General features: G+C 62.2%; 20 protein-coding genes and 2 tRNA genes. 12 read left to right on the top strand and 10 right to left on the bottom strand.

Annotated features, from left to right (window positions below; genetic code table 11):
* Positions 1–156: 156 nt before the first annotated feature.
* From alaC to acnB, 4 genes are all read right to left on the bottom strand, one after another.
* Positions 157–1386 carry an alanine transaminase gene (gene alaC / locus J7655_RS12070; RefSeq protein WP_230924654.1) on the bottom strand — a complete coding sequence of 410 codons (1230 nt, stop codon included), beginning with the start codon at positions 1384–1386 and terminating at the stop codon, positions 157–159.
* Between the two features lie 129 nt (positions 1387–1515).
* Positions 1516–2094, bottom strand: coding sequence for an ANTAR domain-containing response regulator (locus tag J7655_RS12065; RefSeq protein ID WP_036999951.1), 579 nt, complete (start codon positions 2092–2094; stop codon positions 1516–1518).
* Between the two features lie 18 nt (positions 2095–2112).
* Positions 2113–3324: a CmpA/NrtA family ABC transporter substrate-binding protein gene (locus J7655_RS12060; protein WP_230924653.1), complete on the bottom strand. Its 1212-nt coding sequence runs from the start codon at positions 3322–3324 to the stop codon at positions 2113–2115.
* Between the two features lie 248 nt (positions 3325–3572).
* Positions 3573–6173 carry a bifunctional aconitate hydratase 2/2-methylisocitrate dehydratase gene (gene acnB, locus J7655_RS12055; protein ID WP_230927720.1) on the bottom strand — a complete coding sequence of 867 codons (2601 nt, stop codon included), beginning with the start codon at positions 6171–6173 and terminating at the stop codon, positions 3573–3575.
* 549 nt (positions 6174–6722) lie between these two features.
* On the opposite strand from acnB, the gene J7655_RS12050 reads away from it, so the two are divergent.
* The gene (locus tag J7655_RS12050; RefSeq protein WP_230924652.1) at positions 6723–7199 is read left to right on the top strand and encodes a DUF1289 domain-containing protein; all 477 of its coding nucleotides are present in this window, start codon (positions 6723–6725) and stop codon (positions 7197–7199) included.
* Positions 7200–7262: 63 nt separating this feature from the next.
* On the opposite strand, the gene J7655_RS12045 is transcribed toward J7655_RS12050, so the two are convergent.
* Complete coding sequence (locus J7655_RS12045) at positions 7263–8126, bottom strand: universal stress protein (protein ID WP_230924651.1); 864 nt, start codon at positions 8124–8126, stop codon at positions 7263–7265.
* A 157-nt stretch (positions 8127–8283) separates the two neighbouring features.
* Between J7655_RS12045 and J7655_RS12040 the strand changes: the two genes are divergently transcribed.
* The gene (locus J7655_RS12040) at positions 8284–8961 is read left to right on the top strand and encodes a MiaE family protein (RefSeq protein ID WP_230924650.1); all 678 of its coding nucleotides are present in this window, start codon (positions 8284–8286) and stop codon (positions 8959–8961) included.
* Between the two features lie 129 nt (positions 8962–9090).
* Here the strand turns inward: J7655_RS12040 and lpxH are convergent, their stop codons facing one another.
* Both lpxH and J7655_RS12030 read right to left on the bottom strand, forming a co-directional pair.
* Positions 9091–9819, bottom strand: coding sequence for a UDP-2,3-diacylglucosamine diphosphatase (lpxH, locus tag J7655_RS12035; RefSeq protein WP_230924649.1), 729 nt, complete (start codon positions 9817–9819; stop codon positions 9091–9093).
* 4 nt (positions 9820–9823) lie between these two features.
* On the bottom strand, positions 9824–10321 hold the full coding sequence (locus J7655_RS12030) for a peptidylprolyl isomerase (protein ID WP_119691148.1): 498 nt from the start codon (positions 10319–10321) through the stop codon (positions 9824–9826).
* 159 nt (positions 10322–10480) lie between these two features.
* Here J7655_RS12030 and J7655_RS12025 point away from each other — a divergent pair, with 159 nt between their 5' ends.
* A complete protein-coding gene (locus tag J7655_RS12025; protein WP_230924648.1) occupies positions 10481–12145 on the top strand; it encodes a glutamine--tRNA ligase/YqeY domain fusion protein in 1665 nt (554 codons plus the stop codon).
* Entirely contained in the window at positions 12145–13530 is a 1386-nt protein-coding gene (cysS, locus tag J7655_RS12020; protein ID WP_230924647.1) for a cysteine--tRNA ligase, read from the top strand. Before J7655_RS12025 ends, cysS begins: the two co-directional genes overlap by 1 nt.
* 310 nt (positions 13531–13840) lie before the next feature.
* Here the strand turns inward: cysS and J7655_RS12015 are convergent, their stop codons facing one another.
* Positions 13841–14980 carry a class C beta-lactamase PRC-1 gene (locus tag J7655_RS12015; protein ID WP_230924646.1) on the bottom strand — a complete coding sequence of 380 codons (1140 nt, stop codon included), beginning with the start codon at positions 14978–14980 and terminating at the stop codon, positions 13841–13843.
* Between the two features lie 95 nt (positions 14981–15075).
* Positions 15076–16911, bottom strand: coding sequence for a sigma-54-dependent Fis family transcriptional regulator (locus tag J7655_RS12010; protein WP_230924645.1), 1836 nt, complete (start codon positions 16909–16911; stop codon positions 15076–15078).
* Between the two features lie 259 nt (positions 16912–17170).
* Between J7655_RS12010 and J7655_RS12005 the strand changes: the two genes are divergently transcribed.
* Genes J7655_RS12005 through J7655_RS11980 form a run of 6 tightly spaced genes read left to right on the top strand, consistent with a single transcriptional unit; the run spans position 17171 to position 23110 of the window.
* A complete protein-coding gene (locus J7655_RS12005; protein ID WP_230924644.1) occupies positions 17171–18265 on the top strand; it encodes an ABC transporter ATP-binding protein in 1095 nt (364 codons plus the stop codon).
* Complete coding sequence (locus J7655_RS12000) at positions 18265–19362, top strand: ABC transporter ATP-binding protein (protein WP_230924643.1); 1098 nt, start codon at positions 18265–18267, stop codon at positions 19360–19362. Before J7655_RS12005 ends, J7655_RS12000 begins: the two co-directional genes overlap by 1 nt.
* Positions 19359–20222, top strand: coding sequence for a carbohydrate ABC transporter permease (locus J7655_RS11995; protein WP_230924642.1), 864 nt, complete (start codon positions 19359–19361; stop codon positions 20220–20222). Before J7655_RS12000 ends, J7655_RS11995 begins: the two co-directional genes overlap by 4 nt.
* A gap of 8 nt (positions 20223–20230) precedes the next feature.
* Entirely contained in the window at positions 20231–21031 is an 801-nt protein-coding gene (locus J7655_RS11990; protein ID WP_037000801.1) for a carbohydrate ABC transporter permease, read from the top strand.
* A 12-nt stretch (positions 21032–21043) separates the two neighbouring features.
* Positions 21044–21316 carry a DUF2160 domain-containing protein gene (locus J7655_RS11985; RefSeq protein WP_003239937.1) on the top strand — a complete coding sequence of 91 codons (273 nt, stop codon included), beginning with the start codon at positions 21044–21046 and terminating at the stop codon, positions 21314–21316.
* Positions 21317–21367: 51 nt separating this feature from the next.
* The gene (locus J7655_RS11980; RefSeq protein ID WP_230924641.1) at positions 21368–23110 is read left to right on the top strand and encodes an ABC transporter substrate-binding protein; all 1743 of its coding nucleotides are present in this window, start codon (positions 21368–21370) and stop codon (positions 23108–23110) included.
* Between the two features lie 60 nt (positions 23111–23170).
* Here the strand turns inward: J7655_RS11980 and folD are convergent, their stop codons facing one another.
* Positions 23171–24025, bottom strand: a complete 855-nt coding sequence (gene folD / locus J7655_RS11975; RefSeq protein ID WP_230924640.1) for a bifunctional methylenetetrahydrofolate dehydrogenase/methenyltetrahydrofolate cyclohydrolase FolD — start codon at positions 24023–24025, stop codon at positions 23171–23173.
* A gap of 269 nt (positions 24026–24294) precedes the next feature.
* On the opposite strand from folD, the gene J7655_RS11970 reads away from it, so the two are divergent.
* Together J7655_RS11970 and J7655_RS11965 are read left to right on the top strand one after the other, a co-directional pair.
* Positions 24295–24371 (top strand) — tRNA-Arg (locus J7655_RS11970).
* A gap of 39 nt (positions 24372–24410) precedes the next feature.
* Positions 24411–24486, top strand: a tRNA-His gene (locus tag J7655_RS11965).
* The last annotated feature ends 48 nt before the right edge of the window (positions 24487–24534 follow it).

Raw genomic sequence — 24534 nt, 5'->3', positions numbered from 1 at the left:
AACCGTCAGGGGAGGGGCGCGCAGTGTACGGGCGTTCACTTTGTCGGGCAATTACCTGAAACTACCGTCTGGCGCAGGTAGCGTCATGAATTGTCGCAGAACTTGTCGGTATCCATGGCCATACAGAAAGGGCGCCTCGCGGCGCCCTTTTTGTATTTACTCAGCCGCGGTCTTGGCTGGCTTACCTGGCAGCAGGCCGTCTGCGCGTAACATCGCCTTGATGCCACGCAAGGCCTGACGGCTGCGATCCTGGTTCTCGATCAGGGCGAAGCGCACGTGGTCGTCGCCGTAGTCACCAAAACCCAGGCCCGGCGAGACGCAGACCTTGGCTTCGGCCAGCAGCTTCTTGGCGAACTCCAGCGAGCCCAGATGCGCATAGGCGTCAGGAATCTTGGCCCAGATGTACATCGAGGCCTTGGGTTTTTCCACCATCCAGCCGATCTCGTGCAGACCCTTGACCAGCAGGTTGCGGCGCTGGCGGTACTGTTCGGCGATATCGCGCACGCACTGTTGGTCACCTTCCAGCGCGGCGATGGCCGCGACCTGCAGCGGGGTGAAGGTGCCGTAATCGTGGTAGCTCTTGATCCGCGCCAGGGCGCTGACCAGCTCGGGGTTACCGACCATGAAACCGATGCGCCAGCCGGCCATGTTGTAGCTCTTGGACAGGGTGAAGAACTCCACTGCGATGTCCTTGGCGCCCGGCACCTGCATGATCGACGGGGCTTTCCAGCCGTCGTAGACGATGTCGGCGTAGGCCAGGTCGTGAATCACCAGCACGTCGTACTGCTTGGCCAGGGTCACCACGCGCTCGAAGAAGTCCAGCTCCACGCACTGCGCGGTGGGGTTGGAGGGAAAGCCGAGAATCATCATCTTCGGCTTGGGGATCGACTCGCGAATGGCGCGTTCCAGCTCGGCGAAGAAGTCTACGCCCGGCACCAGCGGCACGGAGCGCACCTGGGCACCGGCGATCACTGCGCCGTAGATATGGATCGGGTAGCTGGGGTTGGGCACCAGCACGGTGTCGCCATGATCCAGGGTGGCCAGCATCAGGTGTGCCAGGCCTTCCTTGGAGCCGATGGTGACGATGGCTTCGCTTTCCGGATCGATCTCCACGTCGTAGCGGTCCTTGTACCAGCGCGAGATGGCGCGGCGCAGGCGCGGAATACCGCGGGAAGTGGAGTAGCCATGGGTGTCTTCACGCTGGGCGACCTGCACCAGCTTCTCGACGATGTGCGGCGGCGTCGCACCGTCGGGGTTGCCCATGGAAAAGTCGATGATGTCCTCGCCGCGACGGCGTGCAGCCATCTTCAGTTCGGCGGTGATGTTGAAGACGTAGGGGGGCAGACGATCGATGCGCGCAAAGCGACGCTTGGCGTTATCAGCCATGATTTCCTCGAAGTACGTAAGCGCCCGGAACCGTCCGAGCGACGTTGGCCACTGCTGCAGCCTGCGGCGAAGATACGCGCGCCGCCGTCTCGCTGTCCAGTACAGCCAGCGAGCGGCGTAGCGCAACAGTCAACCGCCGAGCATGTCGTGCATGGCGATGATCTGTTCGGCCACCTGGATCAGCTTCTGCTGGCGACTCATGGCCTGACGGCGCATCAGGGTGTAGGCCTCCTCCTCGTTGCAGCTCTTCATTTTCATCAGCAGACCCTTGGCCAGCTCGACGCGTTTGCGTTCGGCCAGTTGTGCATCACGCGCCTGCAGTTGGGCACGCAATGCCTGATCGCTCTCGAAGCGGGCCATGGCCACGTCGAGGATCGGTTGCAGGCGCTGGGCATGAATGCCTTCGACGATGTAGGCGCTGACGCCGCTCTGGATCGCCTGGCGCATCACGCCGGGGTCGTGCTCATCGGTGAACATGACGATCGGCCGTGGCTGATCGCGACTGACCAGTACCACCTGCTCCATGACGTCGCGGCCGGGCGATTCGGTGTCGATCAGGATCACGTCGGGGCGCACGGCTTCCACGCGCTCCGGCAGGTCGATGGTCAGGCCGGACTCGTCGATTACCTCGAAACCCGCCTCGATCAGCGCGCATTTCAGGCGGCCGACCTTCTTCGGGGTGTCGTTAATCAGCAGGATACGCAGCATCGATGACACTCCCGATGATTACAGGGCGACAGCCGGATTATCGGCCAGGGCATGCAGAGGGAAGCTACGCGCGTAGGCGGCAGGGTCGCTGCCGTCCCAGCAACTGCCATCCTGCAGGATGGAGCTGCGCATGTCGCCCGGTACGGCAATGCCTAGGGCCGTCGCTGCCTCGCGGTACAGAGCCAACTGCTGAACCTGGCGGGCCACTGCCAGGTAGTCGGGGTCTCTGCGCAGCAGGCCCCAGCGGCGGAACTGGGTCATGAACCACATGCCGTCGGACAGGTATGGTTGGTTGACCAGGCCGCCGGCGTGAAAGCGCAGCGGATGCTCGTCCAGCCAGGCGTGGCCCAGGCCGTCCTGATACTGGCCAAGAAAGCGCGGTGTGATCGCCGAGAGCGGGGCGTCGACATACTCGCTGCCACTGAGTAGCTGCGCCGTGCTGCGCTTGTTCTCTTCGTTGTCATCGATGAAACGGGCGGCGTCAAGCACCGCCATGATCAGCGCGCGGGCAGTGTTGGGGTGCTGCTCGACGAAGGCGCGGGTGCAGCCCAGTACCTTTTCCGGATGATCCGGCCAGATCGCCTGGATGGTGGTCAGGGTGCAGCCGAGCTGTTCATCGACAGCCTTGGCGGTCCAGGGTTCGCCGACACAGAAACCGTCGATGCGCGCGGCTTTCAGGTGTTCGATCATCTGTGGCGGCGGCACCACCACGCTGTCGACATCGCGCAGCGGGTGGATGCCCTGGCTGGCCAGCCAGTAATAGAGCCACATGGCATGGGTGCCGGTGGGGAAGGTCTGGGCGAAAGTCAGGCGTGCTTTGTTTTGGTGCACGTGCTGGCGCAGTGCTTCGCCACTGGTCACGCCGGCCGCTTGTAAAGTGTGCGAGAGGTTGATGCTCTGGCCGTTCTGGTTCAGCCCCATGAGCACGGCCATGTCGGTGGCCGAACCGACGCCGAGACCCAGCTGTACGCCATAGATCAGCCCGTAAAGGCTGTGCGCGGCATCCAGCTCGCCACTGAGCAGGCGGTCGCGTAGGCCGGCCCAGGAGGTCTGGCGATGCAGCCTGATGCTGAGCCCGTACTTCTCGGCAAAGCCCTGCGTGGCGGCGACGATCACTGAGGCCGAGTCGCTCAGGGCCATGAAGCCGATGTTCAGCACGCTCTTCTCTGGGGCATTGTTGCCCCAGGCCCAGGTCAGGGCATCGTCGCGAGGGGTGTCGTGTTCGCTCATGCTGCTTTCCTTTAGGTCACGCAATACGCTGCTTGGCCGTCGCTGGCCCATAAAAAACGTCGCACTGATCCCGGGGCGAATCCTCCCGAATCCAGTACGACGCCGTTGTCGCTGAGGCCTGTTCCGCTATTGGAAGGGCCGTATTGCCAGTGACGAAGCAAGGCATATGCCACAAGGCAGGCGGGGTTGGCGCGATGAAGATATAAAAAAGCCCCGCACTGGGCGGGGCTCCTTTTACAACGCGGGGATCAGGCCTGAACGACCGGGATCTTGGCGTTGGCCGCAGCTTCACGGAAGTCGGCGATCTGGTCGAAGCTCAGGTAGCGGTAGATGTCGCCAGCCATGCTGTCGATATCCTTCGCGTAGGCCATGTACTCCTCAACGGTCGGCAGCTTGCCGAGAATCGAGGCGACCGCTGCCAGTTCGGCAGAGGCCAGGTACACGTTGGCGCCATCGCCCAGACGGTTCGGGAAGTTACGGGTGGAGGTCGACACCACGGTGGAGTTGGCAGCCACACGTGCCTGGTTACCCATGCACAGCGAGCAGCCCGGCATCTCCATGCGTGCACCGGCCTTGCCGTAGATGCCGTAGTAGCCTTCCTCGGTCAGCTGGTGAGCATCCATCTTGGTCGGCGGCGACAGCCACAGACGAGTCGGGATGCCGCCCTTGACCTTGTCCAGCAGTTTACCGGCAGCGCGGAAGTGACCGATGTTGGTCATGCACGAACCGATGAACACTTCGTCGATCTTGTCGCCGGCCACGGTGGACAGCAGACGGGCGTCGTCCGGGTCGTTCGGGGCGCACAGCACCGGCTCCTTGAGCTCGGCCAGGTCGATTTCGATGACTTCGGCGTACTCGGCGTCCTTGTCGGCTTCCATCAGCACCGGGTTGGCCAGCCAGGCTTCCATCGCCTGGGCACGGCGCTCCAGGGTGCGGGCATCGCCATAGCCTTCGCTGATCATCCAGCGCAGCAGGGTGATGTTGGACTTCAGGTACTCGGCGATGGCCGATTCCGGCAGTTTGATGGTGCAGCCGGCAGCCGAACGCTCGGCGGAGGCGTCGGACAGCTCGAATGCCTGCTCGACGGTCAGGTTGTCCAGACCTTCGATCTCGAGGATGCGGCCGGAGAAGATGTTCTTCTTGCCTTTCTTCTCGACGGTCAGCAGGCCTTTCTGGATGGCGTAGTAGGGGATGGCGTGGACCAGGTCACGCAGGGTGATACCCGGTTGCATCTTGCCCTTGAAGCGCACCAGAACCGATTCCGGCATGTCCAGCGGCATCACGCCGGTGGCGGCGGCGAAGGCCACCAGGCCGGAACCGGCCGGGAAGGAAATGCCGATCGGGAAGCGGGTGTGCGAGTCGCCACCGGTGCCGACGGTATCCGGCAGCAGCATGCGGTTCAGCCAGCTGTGGATGATGCCGTCGCCAGGACGCAGGGATACGCCGCCACGGGTGCGGATGAAATCCGGCAGGGTGTGGTGGGTGGTGACGTCGATCGGTTTCGGATAGGCCGCAGTGTGGCAGAAGGACTGCATCACCAGATCAGCGGAGAAGCCCAGGCAAGCCAGGTCTTTCAGCTCGTCACGGGTCATCGGGCCAGTGGTGTCCTGGGAGCCGACGGTGGTCATCTTCGGTTCGCAGTAGGTGCCCGGGCGCACGCCTTCGACGCCGCAGGCCTTGCCGACCATCTTCTGCGCCAGGGTGAAGCCCTTGCCGCTGTCAGCCGGCTGCTCCGGCTTCTTGAACAGGTCGGAGGAGCCCAGGCCGAGCTCTGCGCGCGCCTTCTCGGTCAGGCCGCGGCCGACGATCAGCGGGATACGGCCGCCAGCGCGGACTTCGTCGAGCAGCACCGGGGTCTTCAGTTCGAAGGTGGTGATGACTTCGTCGGTGCCGTGCTTGCAGACCTTGCCAGCGTACGGGTAGACGTCGATCACGTCGCCCATGTTGATGTTCGACACGTCGAACTCGATCGGCAGGGCGCCGGCGTCTTCCATGGTGTTGTAGAAGATCGGGGCGATCTTGGTGCCGAAGCAGAAGCCGCCAGCGCGCTTGTTCGGAACGTACGGAATGTCGTCGCCGAAGAACCACAGCACCGAGTTGGTGGCGGACTTACGGGAAGAACCGGTACCGACCACGTCACCGACGTAGGCGACCGGGAAGCCCTTGGCCTTGATCTCTTCGATCTGCTTCAGCGGGCCGATGGCGCCTTGCTGCTCCGGCACGATGCCGTCGCGAGCCATTTTCAGCATGGCCAGGGCGTGCAGCGGGATGTCAGGGCGCGACCAGGCGTCCGGGGCAGGGGACAGGTCGTCGGTGTTGGTTTCGCCAGGCACCTTGAACACGGCCAGGCTGTACTTCTCGGCGATGGCCGGCTTGGCGGTGAACCACTCGCCATCGGCCCAGGACTGCAGCACGGCCTTGGCGTTGGCATTGCCAGCCTTGGCTTTCTCGGCGACATCGTGGAAGGCGTCGAACATCAGCAGGGTGTGCTTGAGTTGCTCGGCGGCAACGGCGCCCAGGGTGGCGTCGTCCAGCAGTTCGACCAGGGTGGCGATGTTGTAGCCGCCCTGCATGGTGCCCAGCAGCTCGACGGCGCGTTGCTTGCTGATCAGCGGGGAAGTGGCTTCGCCCTTGGCAACGGCAGAGAGGAAACCGGCCTTGACGTAGGCAGCTTCGTCCACGCCTGGCGGTACGCGGTTGGTGATCAGGTCTACGAGGAATTCTTCTTCGCCAGCCGGCGGATTTTTCAGCAGCTCGACCAGGCCTGCGGTTTGTTCGGCGTTCAGCGGCTGGGGCACGATACCCTGAGCGGCACGCTCTGCTACGTGTTTGCGATAGGCTTCAAGCACAGTTATTACCCTCATCAGTGGTCCCAAAGGGTTGTCCGGGACGCGATCCAGATACCCATGAACCAGGCGCTTTCCGACTTTATGAGCCGATCAGCCGAGGTTTCACGAGTCTCTTGTAGAAGCTGCTTTCAAAGTTTTACGCCGGCAGGACGGTTTCTGATGAGGGCTGACGCAGTCGCTCGGGGGGACTCCAATTGGCTGCGCCGCCATCGTACCTGCAGGATCGACTGTGCTCGTGACGCTTTGAAAACAGCTTCCAACGGACATTGGTGCCTTTACAAGGCGGGCCGATTCTAATGGAAAGTGCGCACAAAGTTAAGCCGATGTCCCCGCATTGACAGGCCGTTGAAAAAACCTAGGCGAGGCAGGCCAGACAAAGCAAAACGGCCGAAAAAGCGGAGATTACCTGCTGTAAATGAGCATTTTGAGGTCGTTTTTAACGCAGTATTGCCAATGCAGGCAGTTTTTCTGCGGCCTGTTGGCGGGGGTGATCTGAATTAGACAAAGGGCTAAGATGCCAGACCTTTCAGTAGTCCTTATTGCCTTGTCATGTCCAATCAGCGCATCAAGACGCCTTGTGTGGGGCTTTGTTCGACCGTCTATGGTGATGTCGTGTGCCGCGGTTGCAAGCGCTTTCATCATGAGGTGATCAACTGGAACAGCTACAACGACGATGAAAAGCGTGCGGTCTGGACGCGTCTGGAAGTGCTGTTGGTGCAGGTGATGACGGCCAAGGTCGAGGTGTTCGATGAGCTGCGTCTGCGTAGCCAGCTGGAACAGAGGCAGATTCGCTTCGTGCCGCAGCAGTCGCCTTATTGCTGGGCCTATCAGCTGATTGCGCGTGGCGCACGGATGATCAACCAGCTTGATGCCTACGGCATGGTGTTGCTGCCCGAGTTCCGTAACTGGACGTTGCCCGAGTTGCGCGACGCCATTGATCGCGAGTTCTTTCTGCTCTCCGAAGCGCACTACGAGCGCTACATCGCGCCGAAATTTCTGCGTGAAGGCCTGGAGTTGCGGGTCTAGTCCGGTTTTCAGGAGAGCATGCCGCTCGCTGAAAAGCGGCATGTTCGTCCTGGCAACTGCGCCCTAGCGCTGGGCGACGAGTTCTTCGAGGTGGGCGATGACATCGTCCGGTTTGAGTACCAGCACGTCGCTTTCCAAAGAGTCCAGCACGATTTCTGCGGTATTGCCGATCAGGGCGCCGGAAAGTCCGGTGCGGGCCACGGTGCCAATCACCGTGACGGCGGCGTTGAATTGGCTGGCGACCTGCGGAATCACTACGTCGGCAGGGCCTTCGAGCACATGCAGGCGCTCGTCACTGATGTCGTATTCGTTCTGGAAGCTGCGGCATTGCTCGCGGTAGCGCGCTTCGATGGTTTCCTTGAGCTGAAAGGTCGGGTCGGCGGCCGACAGCATTGGCGTCGGATGCGCAGTGACCACGTGCAACGTGCCTTTGGCTAGGCCGGCGATATCGTAGCCGTGGCTGACGATGCCGGAATGCAGGGTGCGGTGTTCGCCATCTGAATTGCCGACGTCCACGGCAGCCAGGATGTTGCCGCCGGTCCAGGAAGTATCGGTCTTGACCATCAGAACCGGCGCGGGGCAGTAGCGCAGCAACTTCCAGTCTTCCGGGGTGAGAATGGCTTTTTTCAGCGGGTTGTCGGGGGCATGCTGCTTGATGACCAGGCCACAGCCCTCGGCTTGCTGCACAGCGATGACGGTCTGATGCGGGTTGTCATGCCAGGACTGCTGCGACGAAGCGCTGAAGCCTTCCTTGCCCAGTTCGCTGCTTAGGTCATTGAGCCAGACACTGTGGTCGCCTTTCTTGTCGCAGACCAGCAGGTGCAGATGCGACTGAGTGACTCCCGCTATCAGTTTTGCCCGCTTCAGTGCGAGGGCTTCCGGGTGCTGGGGGTCCATCACCACCAGAATGCTGCGGATCGCTTGCATGGTCATCTCCCTGAGCGTAAATGGCAGTTATCCAACTATAGGCGGGTCGTTATCAGCGGCATGTTGACCTGTATCAACGGCATGCTGGTCGTCCGGCCTGCCACTCGTATAATGGCCCGCCATTTCCAACCTCGCCAGCACCGAGAGCGCTTCAATCATGATGTCAAATACCCAGCATGTTCCGAGTAATGGTGAGGAACCTGTCACTATCCTGCAGGAAATTCTCGAGTTTCTCGGTGGTGTTGCGACCCCTGACGCCTGGCTGGACGAGGCCTTGCGCCAGCAGGAGATCCTCCTGCTCGATCACCGCAACCTGGAATACAAGGCGGCGCAAACGGCCCTTAGCCTGATGGGGCGCTACCTGACCAAGACCGAATTGACCGCGAGAATGTCGCGTTTGGCCCGTGAGGAACTGGTGCACTTCGAGCAGGTGAGCAAGATCATTCGTGGCCGTGGTATCGAGGTTCGTCACGTCTCGGCTTCACGTTATGCCGCTGGCCTGCGCGCGCTCCTGCGCGGCGGTGAGGTGGAGCGGTTGGTGGATGTGTTGGTGGTCGGGGCTGTTATCGAGGCGCGCTCCTGTGAGCGCTTCGCCGCGTTGGTGCCGCATCTGGATGCCGAACTGGCCAAGTTCTACGCCGGCTTGTTGGAGAGTGAAGGGCGCCACTATCGGGGGTATCTCAAGCTCGCTTACCTGTATGGCGATGCGGCCGATGTGGACGCACGTATCGAGGTGGTACGCGCGGTGGAGCGTGAACTGATCATCTCGCCGGACGAGCAGTTTCGTTTCCACAGCGGTGTGCCAGCAAGCAGCAGCCGCGAAGCGGCCATCTGATGACCCTCTCCCGCTTGCGGGATGAGGGTGTCCGCAGGGCGGGAGAGGGGAGCAAAGCCCTGCAGTCGTAGCCCGGATGAAATCCGGGGATTTATCGAAAGATCGCCCCGGATTTCATCCGGGCTACGGTCAGGCTGGTGTCAGTTCGAACGGCGTCTGGTTGAAGCCCTGTTCATCGACCTGCAATGCCCAGCCCTGACGATCCCAGTCGCCCAGCACGATACGGCGTGCCGGTTGGCCATTCACCTCCAGCTCATGCACCGCCGGCCTGTGGGTATGGCCATGGATCAGCGTGCGCACGCCGTATTCGTCCATCACCTTGAGCACTTCCTCGGGCGTGACATCGACGATCTCGCTGGCTTTCATCCGCGTCTGTGCGCGGCTTTCGTTGCGTAGCTTGCGCGCCAGCTTCTGCCGGGTAGTGAGCGGCAGGTTACGCAGGATCAGCAGCGACAGCGGATTGCGCAGCCAGCGGCGCAGCTTCATGTAGCCGACATCGAGGGTGCACAGGCTATCGCCGTGCATCAGCAGGACCGACTCGCCGCCCATCTGCACTTTGTGCGGGTCGCTCAGCAAGGTGCAGCCCGCCGCGCGGCAGAACGCCTTGCCGATAAGGAAGTCGCGATTGCCATGCATCAGGTAGATGCGCGTGCCGGCATTACTCAGTTCGCGCAGGGCACGGGCGATCTCGTGCTGGAAGGGCGTCATGCCGTCGTCGCCGATCCAGACTTCGAAGAAGTCGCCGAGGATATACAGCGCCTCGGCCTGGCGCGCGCGCGTGGCGAGAAAATGCAGAAACGCCCGGGTGATATCCGGGCGTTTCTCTTCGAGGTGCAGATCGGAGATCAGCAGGATCATCGATTTACTCGGCTACGACTTCGGCCTTCTCGATGATCACGTCGTCCACCGGTACGTCCTGGTGGCCGGATTTCATGGTGGTGGCGACGCCCTTGATCTTCTCGACCACGTCCATGCCTTCGACCACTTCACCGAATACGGCGTAGCCCCAGCCCTGAACGGTCGGCGCGCTGTGGTTGAGGAAGCTGTTGTCGGCGACGTTGATGAAGAACTGCGCGCTGGCCGAATGCGGCTCCATGGTCCGGGCCATGGCGATGGTGCCGACCTTGTTGGCGACGCCGTTGTTGGCTTCGTTCTTGATCGGTGCGCGGGTCGGCTTCTGCTTCATGCCTGGCTCGAAACCGCCGCCCTGGATCATGAAGTTGCCGATTACGCGGTGGAAGATGGTGCCGTCGTAATGGCCTTCCTTCACGTATTGCTCGAAGTTGGCCACGGTTTCCGGGGCCTTGTCGGCGAACAGGTTCAGGGTGATGACGCCGTGGTTGGTGTGCAGTTTGATCATGATCGTATCCGTGATGAGGCAGGTTCGGGCCAGTGGCCCGAGGTGAATAGCGCTTGTCAGGGTGGCATGTACCCTGTCAGGGGCTTGACAGGTTGGTTATGATACGGACTTTGCCCGAGGCGGCCTACCCTGTGCCGCGCCAGTATTGTTAAGGACACCATGAGCAAGCCTACTGTCGAAAAAGCTGCCAACTTCCTGCGCCCCATCGTCCAGGCTGATCTGGACAGCGGCAAGCACGCCAAGATCGTGACCCGCTTCCCGCCGGAGCCCAACGGCTACCTGCACATTGGCCATGCTAAGAGCATCTGCCTGAACTTCGGCCTGGCCGAAGAGTTCGGCGGCCAGTGCAACCTGCGTTTCGACGACACCAACCCGGCCAAGGAAGATCAGGAATACATCGACGCGATCAAGGCCGACGTCGAATGGCTGGGTTTCAAGTGGGCCGGTGAGGAGCGCTACGCCTCCAACTATTTCGACCAACTGCATGCCTGGGCCATCGAGCTGATCAAGGCGGGCAAGGCCTTTGTCTGCGACCTCAATGCCGAGGAAATGCGCGAATACCGTGGCAACCTGACCGAGCCGGGCAAGAACAGTCCGTTCCGTGACCGCACTGTCGAGGAAAACCTCGACCTGTTCGCCCGCATGAAAGCCGGCGAGTTCCCCGATGGCGCCCGCTCGCTGCGTGCCAAGATCGACATGGCCTCGCCGAACATCAACCTGCGCGACCCAATCCTCTATCGCATTCGCCACGCCCATCACCACCAGACCGGTGACAAGTGGTGCATCTACCCGAGCTATGACTTCACCCATGGTCAGTCGGACGCCATCGAGGGCATCACCCACTCCATCTGCACCCTGGAGTTCGAAGATCACCGCCCGCTGTACGAGTGGTTCCTGGCCAACCTGCCGGTGCCCGCGCAGCCGCGTCAGTACGAGTTCGCCCGCCTGAATCTGAACTACACCATCACCAGCAAGCGCAAACTCAAGCAGTTGGTCGACGAAGGTCACGTCAACGGTTGGGACGACCCGCGCATGTCGACGCTGTCCGGTTACCGTCGCCGTGGCTATACCCCGGCTTCGATCCGCGCCTTCTGCGACATGATCGGCGTCAACCGCGCCGGCGGCCTGGTGGATATCGGCATGCTCGAGTTCGCCATTCGCGATGACCTGGATGCCAACGCCGCGCGCGCCATGTGCGTGCTCAAACCACTGAAAGTGGTGATCACCAACTACCCCGAGGGTCAGGTTGAAAACCTCGAACTGCCGCGCCATCCCAAGCAGGACATGGGCGTGCGCGTGCTGCCCTTCTCCCGCGAGATCTACATCGACGCCAGCGACTTCGAAGAAACCCCGCCGGACGGCTTCAAGCGCCTGATCCCAGGCGGCGAAGTGCGCCTGCGCGGCAGCTATGTGATCCGTGCTGACGAAGCCATCAAGGACGCCGCCGGTAACATCGTTGAGCTGCGCTGCTCCTATGACGAGAACACCCTGGGCAAGAACCCGGAAGGCCGCAAGGTCAAGGGCGTGATCCACTGGGTGCCGGCTGCCGAGAGCGTCGAGTGCGAAGTGCGTCTGTACGATCGTCTGTTCCGCTCGGCCAACCCCGAGAAAGCGGAAGAGGGCGGTAGCTTCCTCGACAACATCAATCCGGATTCGCTGGTGGTGCTCACCGGTTGCCGCGCCGAGCCGTCGCTGGCCCAGGCCGCTGCCGATGACCGCTTCCAGTTCGAGCGCGAAGGCTACTTCTGCCTGGACAAGGACTCGACCGCCGGTGCCCTGGTGTTCAACCGTACCGTTACGCTGCGCGATTCGTGGGGGCAGTAATGGCACTGTCGATCTACAACACGCTCAGCAAGGTCAAGGAACCGTTCAAGCCGCTGATCGGTAACAGCGTGCGCATGTACGTGTGCGGCATGACTGTCTATGACTTCTGCCACATCGGTCACGCCCGGGTGATGGTCGCCTTCGACGTGGTCACCCGCTGGCTGCGTCAGCGCGGCTATGACGTGACCTACGTGCGCAATATCACCGACATCGACGACAAGATCATCAAGCGCGCCAATGACAACGGCGAGCCGTTCGAGGCACTGGTTGAACGCATGATCGCCGCGATGCACGAGGACGAGGCGCGCCTGAGCGTGCTGCGCCCGGACATCGAGCCGCGCGCCACCGGCCATATTGCCGGGATGCACCAGATGATCCAGACCCTGATCGACAAGGGCTTCGCCTACGCACCGGGCAATGGTGACGTGTATTACCGTGTCACCAAGTTCGAAACCTACGGCAAGCTGTCGCGGCGCAAGATCGACGAGCTGAAGATCGGCGCGCGCATCGAAGTCGACGAAATCAAGGAAGACCCGCTGGACTTCGTGCTCTGGAAAGGCGCCAAGCCGGGCGAGCCGAGCTGGGAATCGCCCTGGGGCAAGGGGCGTCCGGGCTGGCATATCGAATGCTCGGTGATGTCCACCTGCTGCCTCGGCGAGACCTTCGACATTCACGGCGGCGGCCCGGATCTGGTGTTCCCGCACCACGAAAACGAGATCGCGCAGAGCGAGGCGGCCACCGGCAAGCAGTACGCCAATGCCTGGATGCACGCCGGCGCGGTGCGCGTGGATGGCGAGAAGATGTCCAAGAGCCTGGGCAACTTCTTCACCATCCGTGAGGTGCTGGAGAAGTACCACCCGGAAGTGGTGCGCTACCTGCTGGTGTCCAGCCATTACCGCAGCCCGATCAACTATTCGGAAGAGAGCCTCAAGGAAGCCAAGGGCGCCCTGGAGCGCTTCTACAACGGCCTCAAGGGGCTGCCGGAAGCTGCGCCTGCCGGCGGCGAAGCCTTCGTCGAGCGCTTCGGCGCGGCGATGGACGATGACTTCAACTCGCCGGAAGCCTGCGCTGTACTGTTCGAGATGATCCGCGAGGTCAACCGCCTGCGTGAATCGGACGTTCAAGCCGCCGCCGGCCTGGCCGCCCAGCTCAAGCAAATGGCCAGCGTGCTGGGTGTGCTGCAACTCGAGCCCGAGGCCTTCCTCCAGGCCGGTGCTGCCGGCAAGGTCGATGCCGCTGAAGTCGAGGCGCTGATCGCTGCGCGCCTGCAGGCTCGCGCCGACAAGAACTGGGCGGAAAGCGACCGCATCCGCGACCAGCTCACGGCCATGGGTGTGGTGCTGGAAGATGGCAAGGGCGGCACCACCTGGCGCCTGGCCGAATAAGGTTGGTGCTCGACGACAAAGGCCGCTTTTCAGCGGCCTTTGTCGTTCCTGCGGCCCTGTATCCCAGGTGTAGGGTGGCACTGTGCGCACGCGTATCCGCCGGCATGATTCCCGGATTTCATCCGGGCTACGGGGGCTGTGGTGCGCACAGCGCACCCTACGGTCTTACGGCTTGTTGATGACGTCGTCTCTATGGGAGGCACTATGCGTCTGAGCGAGCGTAGCCCGGATGCAATCCGGGGATGGTTGGCGCCAGCCATGGTTTCCGGATTTCATCCGGGCTCCGGGGCGGTGGTGCGTACAGCGCACCCTACGGCTCGATCGCGTCCAGCAATTGCAAGGCCAGGCGCACGCGTTCGGCATTGGGGTAATTGCGGTTGGCGAGTATCACCAGGCCGGTATCGCGCGCCGGCAGCAGTAGGATGTAGGCGCCGAAGCCGTTGGTCGAGCCGGTCTTGTTCAGCAGCAGGTCACCTTCGGCAGGCTTGGGCGCAGCGAAACGCGCCACGGTCTGCGGTTGCAGCGCCATTTCTGCTGAGTTGCCAGCCTGCAGTTTTTCTAGGCTGATGGGGTAGGCGTAGCGCTCCCAGCCCAGCGCCTGAGTCATGTCGCCGACCTGGTAGTAGCCACGATGTGTTGCGCTGATCGCCTGGCGCAGTGGTGCGGGTAGTTGATCCGGGTGCAGATTGGCGTCGATGAAGCGTAGCACGTCGGCGGCAGTAGATTTCAACCCGTAGGCTTCGGCATCCAGCGCGCCGGGCGTCACGCGCACCGCCTTGTCGTCGCGGTAGCCCCAGGCATAGTGCTCCATCTGCTCGGTCGGTATACGGACGTAGCTTTCCTGCATGCTCAGTTGCGGCAGCAGATCCTTCTCCATCAACTGCTGAAACGGCTTGGCCAGACTGGCTGCTGCCAGGTGGCCGAACAGGCCGATGCTGGGGTTGGAATACAGCCGCTGCGTACCCGGCGGATACACCGCCTGCCAGTTGCGGTAGTAATCGAGCATCTGCCGTTCGTTGCTGACCGTGTCCGGGAACTGCAGTGGCAGGCCGCCCGAGGTGTAAGTGGCCAGATCCAGCAAACTGATGTGATCGAAGGCGCTGCCCTGCAGGGCCGGCAGATACTGGCTGGCGTTGTCACTGAGGTTCAGCGTGCCGCGCGCTTCGGCGTAGGCGCCGAGGGTGGCGGTGAAGAGTTTGCTGATCGAGCCCAGCTCGAAAAGGGTATGGCGATCCACCGTCTGGCCGTTTTCAAGGGATGCGACGCCGTATTCGAAGAAATGCGACTGCCCCTTGTGGCTGATGGCGATGGCCATGCCGGGAATGGCATGGGTCTGCATCATCGACTTCGCAGCGGCGTCCACCTGTGTTTCCAGTGAAGGTGCGGCCGGCGCGTGGCTGGCGGCCAGCAGCGCCAGGGCGACGAACAGAGGGCGGTACAGGTGGCGCATGCTGAGTTCCTTTCTTGGCGGGACGACGCCTATGCTACTCGATGGGCGAGTGCGATGGCAAATGTATGGCTTGGGCCAATTCTTCGAACAAAGGTTCAGGGTCTGACGCCCTGTTCACGCAGGCGCTTGTACAGGGTGTTGCGGCTCAGACCCAGGTGGCGGGCCAGGTAGGAGATATTACCGCCGCACGCCTGGTACTGGCTGGCCAGGTCACCATCATCCAGCTCGAGATTCGCTGGCAGGGGCGCCTCTGTCGGCAGATCGAGAAAGAAGTCGTCCGGCAGGTGTTCGGCACGGATGGGCTGGTCGTCGGCCATGGCCAGGGCCACGCGCAGGACGCTGCTGAGCTGACGCAAATTGCCCGGCCAGGGGTGATGCTGGAACAGCTCCAGTACCTCGCGGCTGATGCCGGCCCGTTGCTGGGGTTCACGGTGCTGTTCCCACAGTCTCTGGAACAGCGCCTGCTTGTCGCTGCGCTCACGCAGTGGCGGCAGCTCCAGGTTCAGGCCGCTGATGCGGTAGTACAGGTCGGCGCGGAACTGGCCGCTGTCGACGTCCTGGCGTAGCGGGCGGTTGGTGGCAGACACCAGACGCACGTCGACCGGATGCAGCTCGCTGCTGCCCAGTGGCTGCACGCAGCGCTCCTGCAGCACGCGCAGCAGGCGGGCCTGCACGCGCAGCGGCATGTCGCCGATCTCGTCGAGAAACAGCGTGCCCTTGTGCGCCTTGCGGATCAGCCCGATATGGCCTTTCTGGCTGGCGCCGGTGAAGGCGCCTTTCTCGTAGCCGAACAATTCCGACTCCACCAGCTCCGCCGGAATGGCCGCGCAGTTGACCGCGATGAAGGGCTGCTCGGCGCGTGAGCTGGTGCGATGCAGCGCCCTGACGAAAACCTCCTTGCCGGCCCCGGTCTCGCCCTGCACCAGAATCGGGATGTCCTTTTCCAGCAGGCGTTCGGTCTGGCGGATGGCCTTGTCCATGCGTGCGTCACCCAGGCTCAGCGCATGCAGATGAGGCTCTTGTGGCGTGCTCGCAGTGCTCTGTGGTCGGAAATCGCGAGGCTGAATGGGGGCTGGTCTGGCAGGGCGCCGTACCCGTGCGTGAAAACGAAAGTGGCCGCTGGTGCGCAGGTTGAACGGCTGGCCGTCCGGCTGGTTGAGCAACTGTTGTAGAGGCACGTCGAACAGCTGCTCGATGGCGCCGTAGGTCAAAGGCTGGCCGAGCAGATTGTCGGCACGGCGATTGGCCGACACCACGTGGCCCTGCTCGTCGAACACCACCAGGCCGGCCCAGGGGCTGTCGAGGTTGTCCAGGCTGGTGTTGAAGCTGAGCAGGTGGTACTGGTCGGCGAACAACTTGAGGATCAGGCGGTTCTCCACCGACTGGCTCATCATCTTGACCATGCCCAGGGTATGCGCCGGCGGCAGGTAGCTGTCGCTGGACACGTCGAGCACGGCGATCATCCGCCGTTGCTCGTCGAAGATCGGCGAGGCCGAGCCGGTCATGAAACGGTTGGCCTTGAGAAAGTGTTCATCGTGCTGGATATGCACGGCCTGGCCGCAACTGAGCGCGGTGCCGATGGCATTGGTGCCGGTGTAGCGTTCCAACCAACTGGCGCCGGCAATGAAGCCTGCGGCCTGGCGCGGCTCGATGAAGCGCTGGTCGCCCCAAGATTGCAGCAGCCGGCCCTGGTCGTCGGCGAGCATGATCAGGCAGTTGGAGTTGGACAGGATGGTGCCGTAGTAGGGCAGCACTTCCTGATGAGTGGTCTGCACCAAGGCCTGGCGGCTTTCCAGCAGGGCCGAAAGATCGCCTGGCGCCGGAGGGTCGAAGCGAGGCGCGCTCTGATGGGTCAGGCCGTAGTCACGGCAGCGCGACCAGGACTCCTGGATGATGGCGTCATGCGCCGGTGCGCGGGCAGCTTCTGTCATGGTGCGATCTCTTCTTGTTGGCTCGCGATCTGCGCCGCGATCGATCCAGTTTCGTTCAAGTCTGTTCAAAGTCAACGAACGAATTGTTCAGTTGTTCACATTCGACTGTTCAAAAGTGTTCAGTGGCAATCCGTCGCTGCACCGTTATTTGGCGGATTTTTCGATTCTGATCAACGAGATACGTTTATTTTTGGGGGCTGGCACGCTTGTCGCTATCGATGTTCGCAATCGAATGGCACGACAAGAAAAAGGACAGGCCATGTCGCTCAAGCTCGAACACGTCACCCGTATCGTCGATGGCCAGGTGCATATCGACGATGCCTGCCTGAGTTTCGAACCCGGCTCATTCAACGTCCTGCTCGGCCGCACCCTGGCCGGCAAGACCAGCCTGATGCGGCTGATGGCCGGTCTGGATCGGCCCAGCAGCGGCCGTGTGCTGATGAACGGCGCCGATGTCACGGGTATGCCGGTGCGCCAGCGCAACGTGTCGATGGTCTATCAGCAGTTCATCAACTACCCGACCCTGACGGTGTTCGAGAACATCGCCTCGCCGCTGCGCCAGGCCGGTGTGGCCAAGGAGCAGATCGTCGAGAAGGTCGAGGCTACCGCGCGCATGCTGCGCATCGACAAACTGTTGTCGCGCTATCCGCTGGAGCTGTCCGGCGGCCAGCAGCAGCGCACGGCCATGGCCCGGGCGCTGGTCAAGGACGCCTCGCTGATTCTCTTCGACGAGCCTCTGGTCAACCTCGATTACAAGCTGCGTGAGGAGCTGCGCCAGGAAATGCACGAGCTGTTCCAGGCGCGCCACACCATCGCCATCTACGCCACCACCGAGCCCAACGAGGCGCTGGCCCTGGGTGGCACCACCACCATCCTGCATGAAGGGCGGGTGGTGCAGAGCGGCAAGACCGCCGAGGTCTACCACCGTCCGCAGCAGATGCTGGCCGCCGAGCTGTTCTCGGAACCGGCGATCAACCTGGTGCCTGGACGCATCAGTGGCACTGAGGTGAGCTTCGCCGATTGCGTGCATTTTCCGCTCAACCCCGATCTGCGCGGCATCGCCGAGGGCGAGTACCGTTTTGGCGTGCGCCCTAGTCATATCGGCCTAGTGCCGTCCAATGACGATGATCTGGAGCTAGCGGTAACCGTGGAGCTGGCCGAGATCAGCGGTTCGGAAACCTTCCTGCATGTACGCAACGAGCAGTTCGTGCTGGTGCTGCACCTGCCGGGGGTGCACGAGTACGCGGTGGATACGCCGATCCTGATTTACATCCCGACCCACAAACTCTTCGTCTTCGCTGCCGATGGGCAGTTGGTGCAGGCGCCCAGTCGTCGTCAGGGGAGGGCTGCCTGATGGCCGAGATTCGTTTGCACAACCTGGCGCACAGCTACAGCGCTGCGCCGAACGCGCCGCAGGATTATGCGATTCGTGAGATGAACCATGTCTGGCAGCAGGGCGGTGCCTATGCGCTGCTGGGGCCGTCGGGCTGCGGCAAGTCGACGTTGCTCAACATCATCTCCGGCCTGCTCAGCCCGTCGCAGGGCGAGGTGCAGTTCGATGGCAAGGCGGTCAACACCTTGTCGCCGCAAGAGCGCAACATCGCCCAGGTTTTCCAGTTCCCTGTGGTCTACGACACCATGACGGTGTTCGACAACCTGGCCTTCCCGCTGCGCAATCAGGGCATGGACGAGGCGCGGGTGATGAGCAAGGTGCACGAGATCGCCGAGGTGCTGGAGCTGCATCCGCTGCTGCACAAGAAGGCGCGCAACCTTACTGCCGACGAGAAGCAGAAGGTTTCCATGGGCCGTGGCCTGGTGCGCGACGACGTGTCGGCGATTCTCTTCGACGAACCGCTGACGGTGATCGACCCGCACCTGAAATGGAAGCTGCGACGCAAGCTCAAGCAGATCCACGAGCAGTTCAACATCACCATGGTCTACGTCACCCATGATCAGCTGGAGGCTTCCACCTTCGCCGACAAGATCGCGGTGATGTATGGCGGACAGATCGTCCAGTTCGGCACGCCGCGCGAGCTGTTCGAGCGCCCCGGACACACCTTCGTCGGCTATTTCATCGGCAGTCCGGGAATGAACCTGATCGAGGTACAGCGCTGCGAGGGCGGGGTGCGTTTTGCCGGAACGGTGTTGCCGCTGTCCGACGCGCTCAACCAGCGCCTGGCCGAACTGGACGGCAAACGTCTGCAGGTCGGTATCCGTCCCGAGTTCGTGCACATCTGGGACGGCGTCTACGAAGACGCTCTGTGCGCCCGCGTGCTGCACGTCGAGGATCTCGGCACCTACAAGATCCTCACCTTCGATCTCGACGGCCAGGTGCTCAAGGCGCGCTTGCAGGAGGATCAGCCCGTGCCGCGCGAACAGGTGTACCTGAGCTTTCCGGCGCAGTGGCTGATGCTCTATGCCGACGACTACCTGGTGGAGGTGGCGCCATGAAGGTGCAGAACAACAAGGCCTGGTGGCTGGTGCTGCCGGTGTTCCTGCTGGTGGCGTTCAGCGCCATCGTGCCGATGATGACGGTGGTCAACTACTCGGTGCAGGACATCTTCGATCCGTCCACGCGCTACTTCGTTGGCGTCGACTGGTATCGCCAGGTGTTGCAGGACCCGCGCCTGCACGACTCGCTGCTGCGCCAGTTCATCTTCTCCGCCTGCGTGCTGCTGATCCAGATCCCGCTGGGCATCGCCATCGCCTTGTGCATGCCGACACGCGGGCGCTGGGCGTCGCTGTGTCTGATCCTGATGGCCATTCCGCTGCTGATCCCGTGGAACGTGGTCGGTACCATCTGGCAGATCTTCGGCCGCGCCGACATCGGCCTGATGGGCTGGGCGCTGAACAAGCTGGGCATCAGCTACAACTATGCCTCCAACACCATGGATGCCTGGGTGACGGTGCTGATCATGGACGTCTGGCACTGGACCTCGCTGGTGGCGCTGTTGTGCTACTCCGGCCTGCGCGCTATTCCTGACGTCTATTACCAGGCGGCGCGCATTGACCGCGCGTCGAACTGGGCGGTGTTCCGCCATATCCAGCTGCCCAAGCTGAAAAGCGTGCTGCTGATCGCGGTGATGCTGCGCTTCATGGACAGTTTCATGATCTACACCGAGCCCTTCGTGCTCACCGGCGGCGGGCCTGGCAACGCCACCACCTTCCTCAGCCAGACCCTGACGCAAATGGCCATCGGTCAGTTCGACCTGGGCCCGGCCGCGGCGTTCTCGCTGGTGTACTTCCTGATCATCCTGCTGGTGTCCTGGTTGTTCTACACCGCCATGACCCACGACGACAAAACCCGCTGAGGCCGACCATGACGCTACGCAAACGCCTGGTACTGCTGATCTATTTCCTGTTCCTGCTGGTGCCGATCTACTGGCTGCTGAACATGTCGTTCAAGAGCAATACCGAGATCCTCGGTGGTCTCAGCCTGTGGCCGCAGAGTTTCACCCTGGACAACTACCGGGTGATCTTTACCGACCGCAGTTGGTACGAGGGCTACCTCAATTCGCTGTACTACGTCAGCCTCAACACCCTGATCTCGCTCAGCGTGGCGCTGCCGGCGGCTTATGCCTTCTCGCGCTATCGCTTTCTTGGCGACAAGCACCTGTTCTTCTGGTTGCTGACCAACCGCATGGCGCCGCCGGCAGTGTTCCTGCTGCCGTTCTTTCAGCTGTACTCGTCCATCGGCCTGTTCGACACCCACATTGCCGTGGCGCTGGCGCACTGCCTGTTCAACGTGCCGCTGGCGGTGTGGATTCTCGAAGGATTCATGTCCAGCGTGCCCAAGGAAATCGACGAGACGGCCTATATCGACGGCTACAGCTTCCCGAAATTCTTCGTGAAGATCTTTATCCCGCTGATCCGCTCCGGCATCGGCGTCACCGCGTTCTTCTGCTTCATGTTTTCCTGGGTCGAGCTGCTGCTGGCGCGCACCCTGACCTCGGTAGACGCCAAGCCCATCGCCGCTGTGATGACCCGTACCGTTTCCGCCTCCGGCATCGACTGGGGTGTGCTCGCCGCTGCCGGGGTGCTGACCATCATCCCCGGGATGCTGGTGATCTGGTTCGTTCGCAACCATGTGGCCAAGGGCTTCGCCCTCGGTCGCGTGTAAGGGAGGTTCGTCATGAGCTGGATGGCCTGGACTCTACCAACCGCGCTGTTCTTCGGCGGCATCGCCGTACTGCTGGCCGGCATGACGCTGGTCGAGCTGCGCTGGCCGTGCGTCGAGCGCAAGGGTTTTCTGCCGATCACCACCACCCGGGGTGATCGGCTGTTTATCGGTCTGCTCGGCAGCGCCTATCTGCACCTGCTGGTGATAGGCGTGACCGACTGGAGCGTGTGGATAGCGTCGCTGCTATCGCTGTTGTGGTTGTGCGCAGTCATGCGCTGGGGCTGAGCCGGGCTGCCGCCGGTATGCCTCTCCCCAAATCCTGAGATGGAGGTCTCTATGTTCGACAATAACAACAAGACCCGACATAGCATGGCGTTGGCCGCCTTGCTGGCGTTGTCCGGTTTGAGCGGTGCGGCCTGGGCGGATGCCTATGAAGAGGCCGCGATGAAATGGATCGCCGAGGAGTTCAACCCTTCGACCCTGACGCCCGAGCAGCAGCTCGAAGAGCTGAAGTGGTTCATCAAGGCCGCCGAGCCGTTTCGTGGCATGGACATCAGCGTGGTGTCGGAAACCATCACCACCCACGAGTACGAGTCCAAGGTGCTGGCCAAGGCCTTCAGCGAAATCACCGGGATCAAACTCAAGCACGACCTGCTGCAGGAAGGCGACGTGGTCGAGAAGCTGCAGACGCAGATGCAGTCGGACAAGAACATCTACGACGGCTGGGTCAACGACTCCGACCTGATCGGCACCCATGCGCGCTACGGCAAGGCGGTGGCGATCAGCGACATGATCGAAGGTGAGGGCAAGGACTTCACCTCGCCGACCCTGGATCTCGAGGACTTCATCGGCATTTCCTTCACCACCGGCCCTGACGGCAAGCTGTATCAATTGCCCGACCAGCAGTTCGCCAACCTCTACTGGTTCCGTGCCGACTGGTTCGAGCGCCCGGAGCTGAAGGCCAAGTTCAAGGAAATCTACGGCTACGAGCTGGGCGTGCCGGTCAACTGGTCGGCCTACGAGGACATCGCCGAGTTCTTCTCGGTGCACGTCAAGGAGATCGATGGTCAGCGCGTCTACGGTCACATGGACTATGGCAAGAAGGATCCGTCGCTGGGCTGGCGCTTCACCGATGCCTGGTTCTCCATGGCTGGCGGCGGCGACAAGGGCCTGCCCAACGGTCTGCCGGTGGACGAGTGGGGTATTCGCGTCGACGGCTGCCGTCCCGTGGGCTCCAGCGTCGCCCGTGGCGGTGACACCAATGGCCCGGCGGCGGTATTCGCTACGCAGAAGTACGTCGACTGGATGCGCCAATACGCGCCGCCGGAAGCGCAGGGCATGACCTTCTCCGAGGCCGGCCCGGTGCCGGCGCAGGGCGCCATCGCCCAGCAGATCTTCTGGTACACCGCCTTTACCGCCGACATGACCAAGCCCGGTCTGCCGGTGGTCAACGAAGACGGCACGCCGAAATGGCGCATGGCGCCGTCGCCGAAGGGGCCGTACTGGGAGGAGGGCATGAAGCTCGGCTATCAGGACACCGGTTCCTGGACCTTCCTCAAGTCCACCCCGGAAAAGCAGCGCCTGGCCGCCTGGCTCTACGCGCAGTTCGTCACCTCCAAGACCGTCTCACTGAAGAAGACCCTGGTCGGCCTGACGCCGATCCGCGAGTCGGACATCAACTCGCAGGCAATGACGGACGTAGCGCCCAAACTGGGTGGTCTGGTGGAGTTCTACCGCAGTCCGGCACGTGTGCAGTGGACGCCGACCGGCACCAACGTGCCGGACTATCCGCGCCTGGCACAGCTCTGGTGGCAGTTCATCGCCGAGGCTGCCAGCGGCGACAAGACCCCGCAACAGGCGCTCGATGGCCTGGCCGCAGCGCAGGACACCATGCTTGGTCGCCTGGAACGCTCCGGTGTACTGGGTGAGTGCGGGCCGAAGCTGAACGAGCCGCGTGATCCGCAGTACTGGTTCGATCAGCCGGGTGCACCGAAGCCCAAGCTGGCCAACGAGAAGCCCAAGGGCGAAACCATCGCCTACGACGAGCTGCTCAAATCCTGGGAGCAGGCGCGCAACTGATCCGAGTGGCAGAAACGACAACGGCACCCGAGGGTGCCGTTGTTCGTTATGCCACGCTACTTATTTATGCAGGTGCTCGGCTGCGTGCAGGGTATTCTCCAGCAGGCCTGCGCGGGTCATCGGGCCAACACCGCCTGGTACCGGGGTGATCCAGCCAGCGCGGGGCAGGGCGGCATCAAAGGTCACGTCGCCAACCAGTGTGCCATCGTCCTGGCGGTTGATGCCAACATCGATGACGATGGCGCCCGGCTTGATCCACTCACCCTTGACCAGGCCCGGCTTGCCGGCAGCGACCACGACGATATCGGCCTGGCCGACATGACCAGCCAGATCCTTGGTGAAGCGGTGGGTAACGGTCACGGTACAGCCGGCCAGCAGCAACTCCATGGCCATTGGTCGGCCAACGATGTTGGACGCGCCTACGACTACGGCATGCATGCCGTACAAGTCGGCGCCCGTGCTTTCCAGTAGGGCCATGATGCCCTTCGGTGTGCAGGGACGCAGCAGCGGCATGCGCTGCGCCAGGCGACCGATGTTGTAGGGGTGGAAGCCGTCCACATCCTTGTCTGGGCGAATGCGCTCAAGCAGCAGGGAAGAATCCAGATTCTCCGGCAGCGGCAGCTGCACCAGGATGCCGTCGATGGCCGGGTCTTCGTTGAGCTCGTCGATCAGGGCGAGCAAATCGGCCTGGCTGGTCTCTGCTGGCAGGTCATAGGCGCGTGAGAGGAAACCGACTTCTTCGCAATCCTTGCGTTTGTGTGACACATAGACCTGGGAAGCAGGATCGGTGCCGACCAGAATCACGGCCAGGCCTGGCGCACGAAGGCCTTGCTGGCGACGTTCGGCGACACGTTGGGCAATCTGCTGGCGGAGGCTGGCGGCGATCGCCTTGCCGTCGATCAGTTGTGCGGTCATTGCGCTGGTTAACCATTAATAAGGATGAAAAAAGGACGCGCATTCTCGCATGGGTGCTCACTCGGGCAAAGGCGCCTGCCGCTGTTTTCGCGTAACTCCTTTAAATCGCTGAATTTTTTTGAAAATTTCTGTTGACGAGGTTGGGAGCCGTCTATAACATTCGCCCCGCTTCTCAGGAACAGCCACTCGCTGGGTGAGACGGCAAGATCCAAGCTCTAGTGGCGAGGTTCAAGTCGAAAGCTTGTAAGTCTGCACTAGCGGATGGATAAGCGCCCGTAGCTCAGCTGGATAGAGCATCCGCCTTCTAAGCGGATGGTCGCAGGTTCGAGTCCTGCCGGGTGCGCCATTTGGCGGTCAGGCAAGTTGAGTAAGCAAATGCAATATGGTGGGCGTAGCTCAGTTGGTAGAGCCCTGGATTGTGATTCCAGTTGTCGTGGGTTCGAGTCCCATCGTCCACCCCATATTCCAAAGCGCCAGGCATAAAGCCTGGCGTTTTTGTTTCAAGCTAA

This window comes from Pseudomonas wenzhouensis (genome assembly GCF_021029445.1).
GTDB lineage: Bacteria > Pseudomonadota > Gammaproteobacteria > Pseudomonadales > Pseudomonadaceae > Aquipseudomonas > Aquipseudomonas wenzhouensis.
Note: the sequence above shows the minus strand (reverse complement) of the source record. Positions and strands in the feature narration are given on the sequence as shown.

Coding starts and splice junctions, on each gene's coding strand:
- alaC (WP_230924654.1), bottom strand. CDS start 1,386: ATGGCTGATAACGCCAAGCGTCGCTTTGCGCGCATCGATCGTCTGCCC.
- J7655_RS12065 (WP_036999951.1), bottom strand. CDS start 2,094: ATGCTGCGTATCCTGCTGATTAACGACACCCCGAAGAAGGTCGGCCGC.
- J7655_RS12060 (WP_230924653.1), bottom strand. CDS start 3,324: ATGAGCGAACACGACACCCCTCGCGACGATGCCCTGACCTGGGCCTGG.
- J7655_RS12050 (WP_230924652.1), top strand. CDS start 6,723: ATGTCCAATCAGCGCATCAAGACGCCTTGTGTGGGGCTTTGTTCGACC.
- J7655_RS12045 (WP_230924651.1), bottom strand. CDS start 8,126: ATGCAAGCGATCCGCAGCATTCTGGTGGTGATGGACCCCCAGCACCCG.
- J7655_RS12040 (WP_230924650.1), top strand. CDS start 8,284: ATGATGTCAAATACCCAGCATGTTCCGAGTAATGGTGAGGAACCTGTC.
- lpxH (WP_230924649.1), bottom strand. CDS start 9,819: ATGATCCTGCTGATCTCCGATCTGCACCTCGAAGAGAAACGCCCGGAT.
- J7655_RS12030 (WP_119691148.1), bottom strand. CDS start 10,321: ATGATCAAACTGCACACCAACCACGGCGTCATCACCCTGAACCTGTTC.
- J7655_RS12025 (WP_230924648.1), top strand. CDS start 10,481: ATGAGCAAGCCTACTGTCGAAAAAGCTGCCAACTTCCTGCGCCCCATC.
- cysS (WP_230924647.1), top strand. CDS start 12,145: ATGGCACTGTCGATCTACAACACGCTCAGCAAGGTCAAGGAACCGTTC.
- J7655_RS12015 (WP_230924646.1), bottom strand. CDS start 14,980: ATGCGCCACCTGTACCGCCCTCTGTTCGTCGCCCTGGCGCTGCTGGCC.
- J7655_RS12010 (WP_230924645.1), bottom strand. CDS start 16,911: ATGACAGAAGCTGCCCGCGCACCGGCGCATGACGCCATCATCCAGGAG.
- J7655_RS12005 (WP_230924644.1), top strand. CDS start 17,171: ATGTCGCTCAAGCTCGAACACGTCACCCGTATCGTCGATGGCCAGGTG.
- J7655_RS12000 (WP_230924643.1), top strand. CDS start 18,265: ATGGCCGAGATTCGTTTGCACAACCTGGCGCACAGCTACAGCGCTGCG.
- J7655_RS11995 (WP_230924642.1), top strand. CDS start 19,359: ATGAAGGTGCAGAACAACAAGGCCTGGTGGCTGGTGCTGCCGGTGTTC.
- J7655_RS11990 (WP_037000801.1), top strand. CDS start 20,231: ATGACGCTACGCAAACGCCTGGTACTGCTGATCTATTTCCTGTTCCTG.
- J7655_RS11985 (WP_003239937.1), top strand. CDS start 21,044: ATGAGCTGGATGGCCTGGACTCTACCAACCGCGCTGTTCTTCGGCGGC.
- J7655_RS11980 (WP_230924641.1), top strand. CDS start 21,368: ATGTTCGACAATAACAACAAGACCCGACATAGCATGGCGTTGGCCGCC.
- folD (WP_230924640.1), bottom strand. CDS start 24,025: ATGACCGCACAACTGATCGACGGCAAGGCGATCGCCGCCAGCCTCCGC.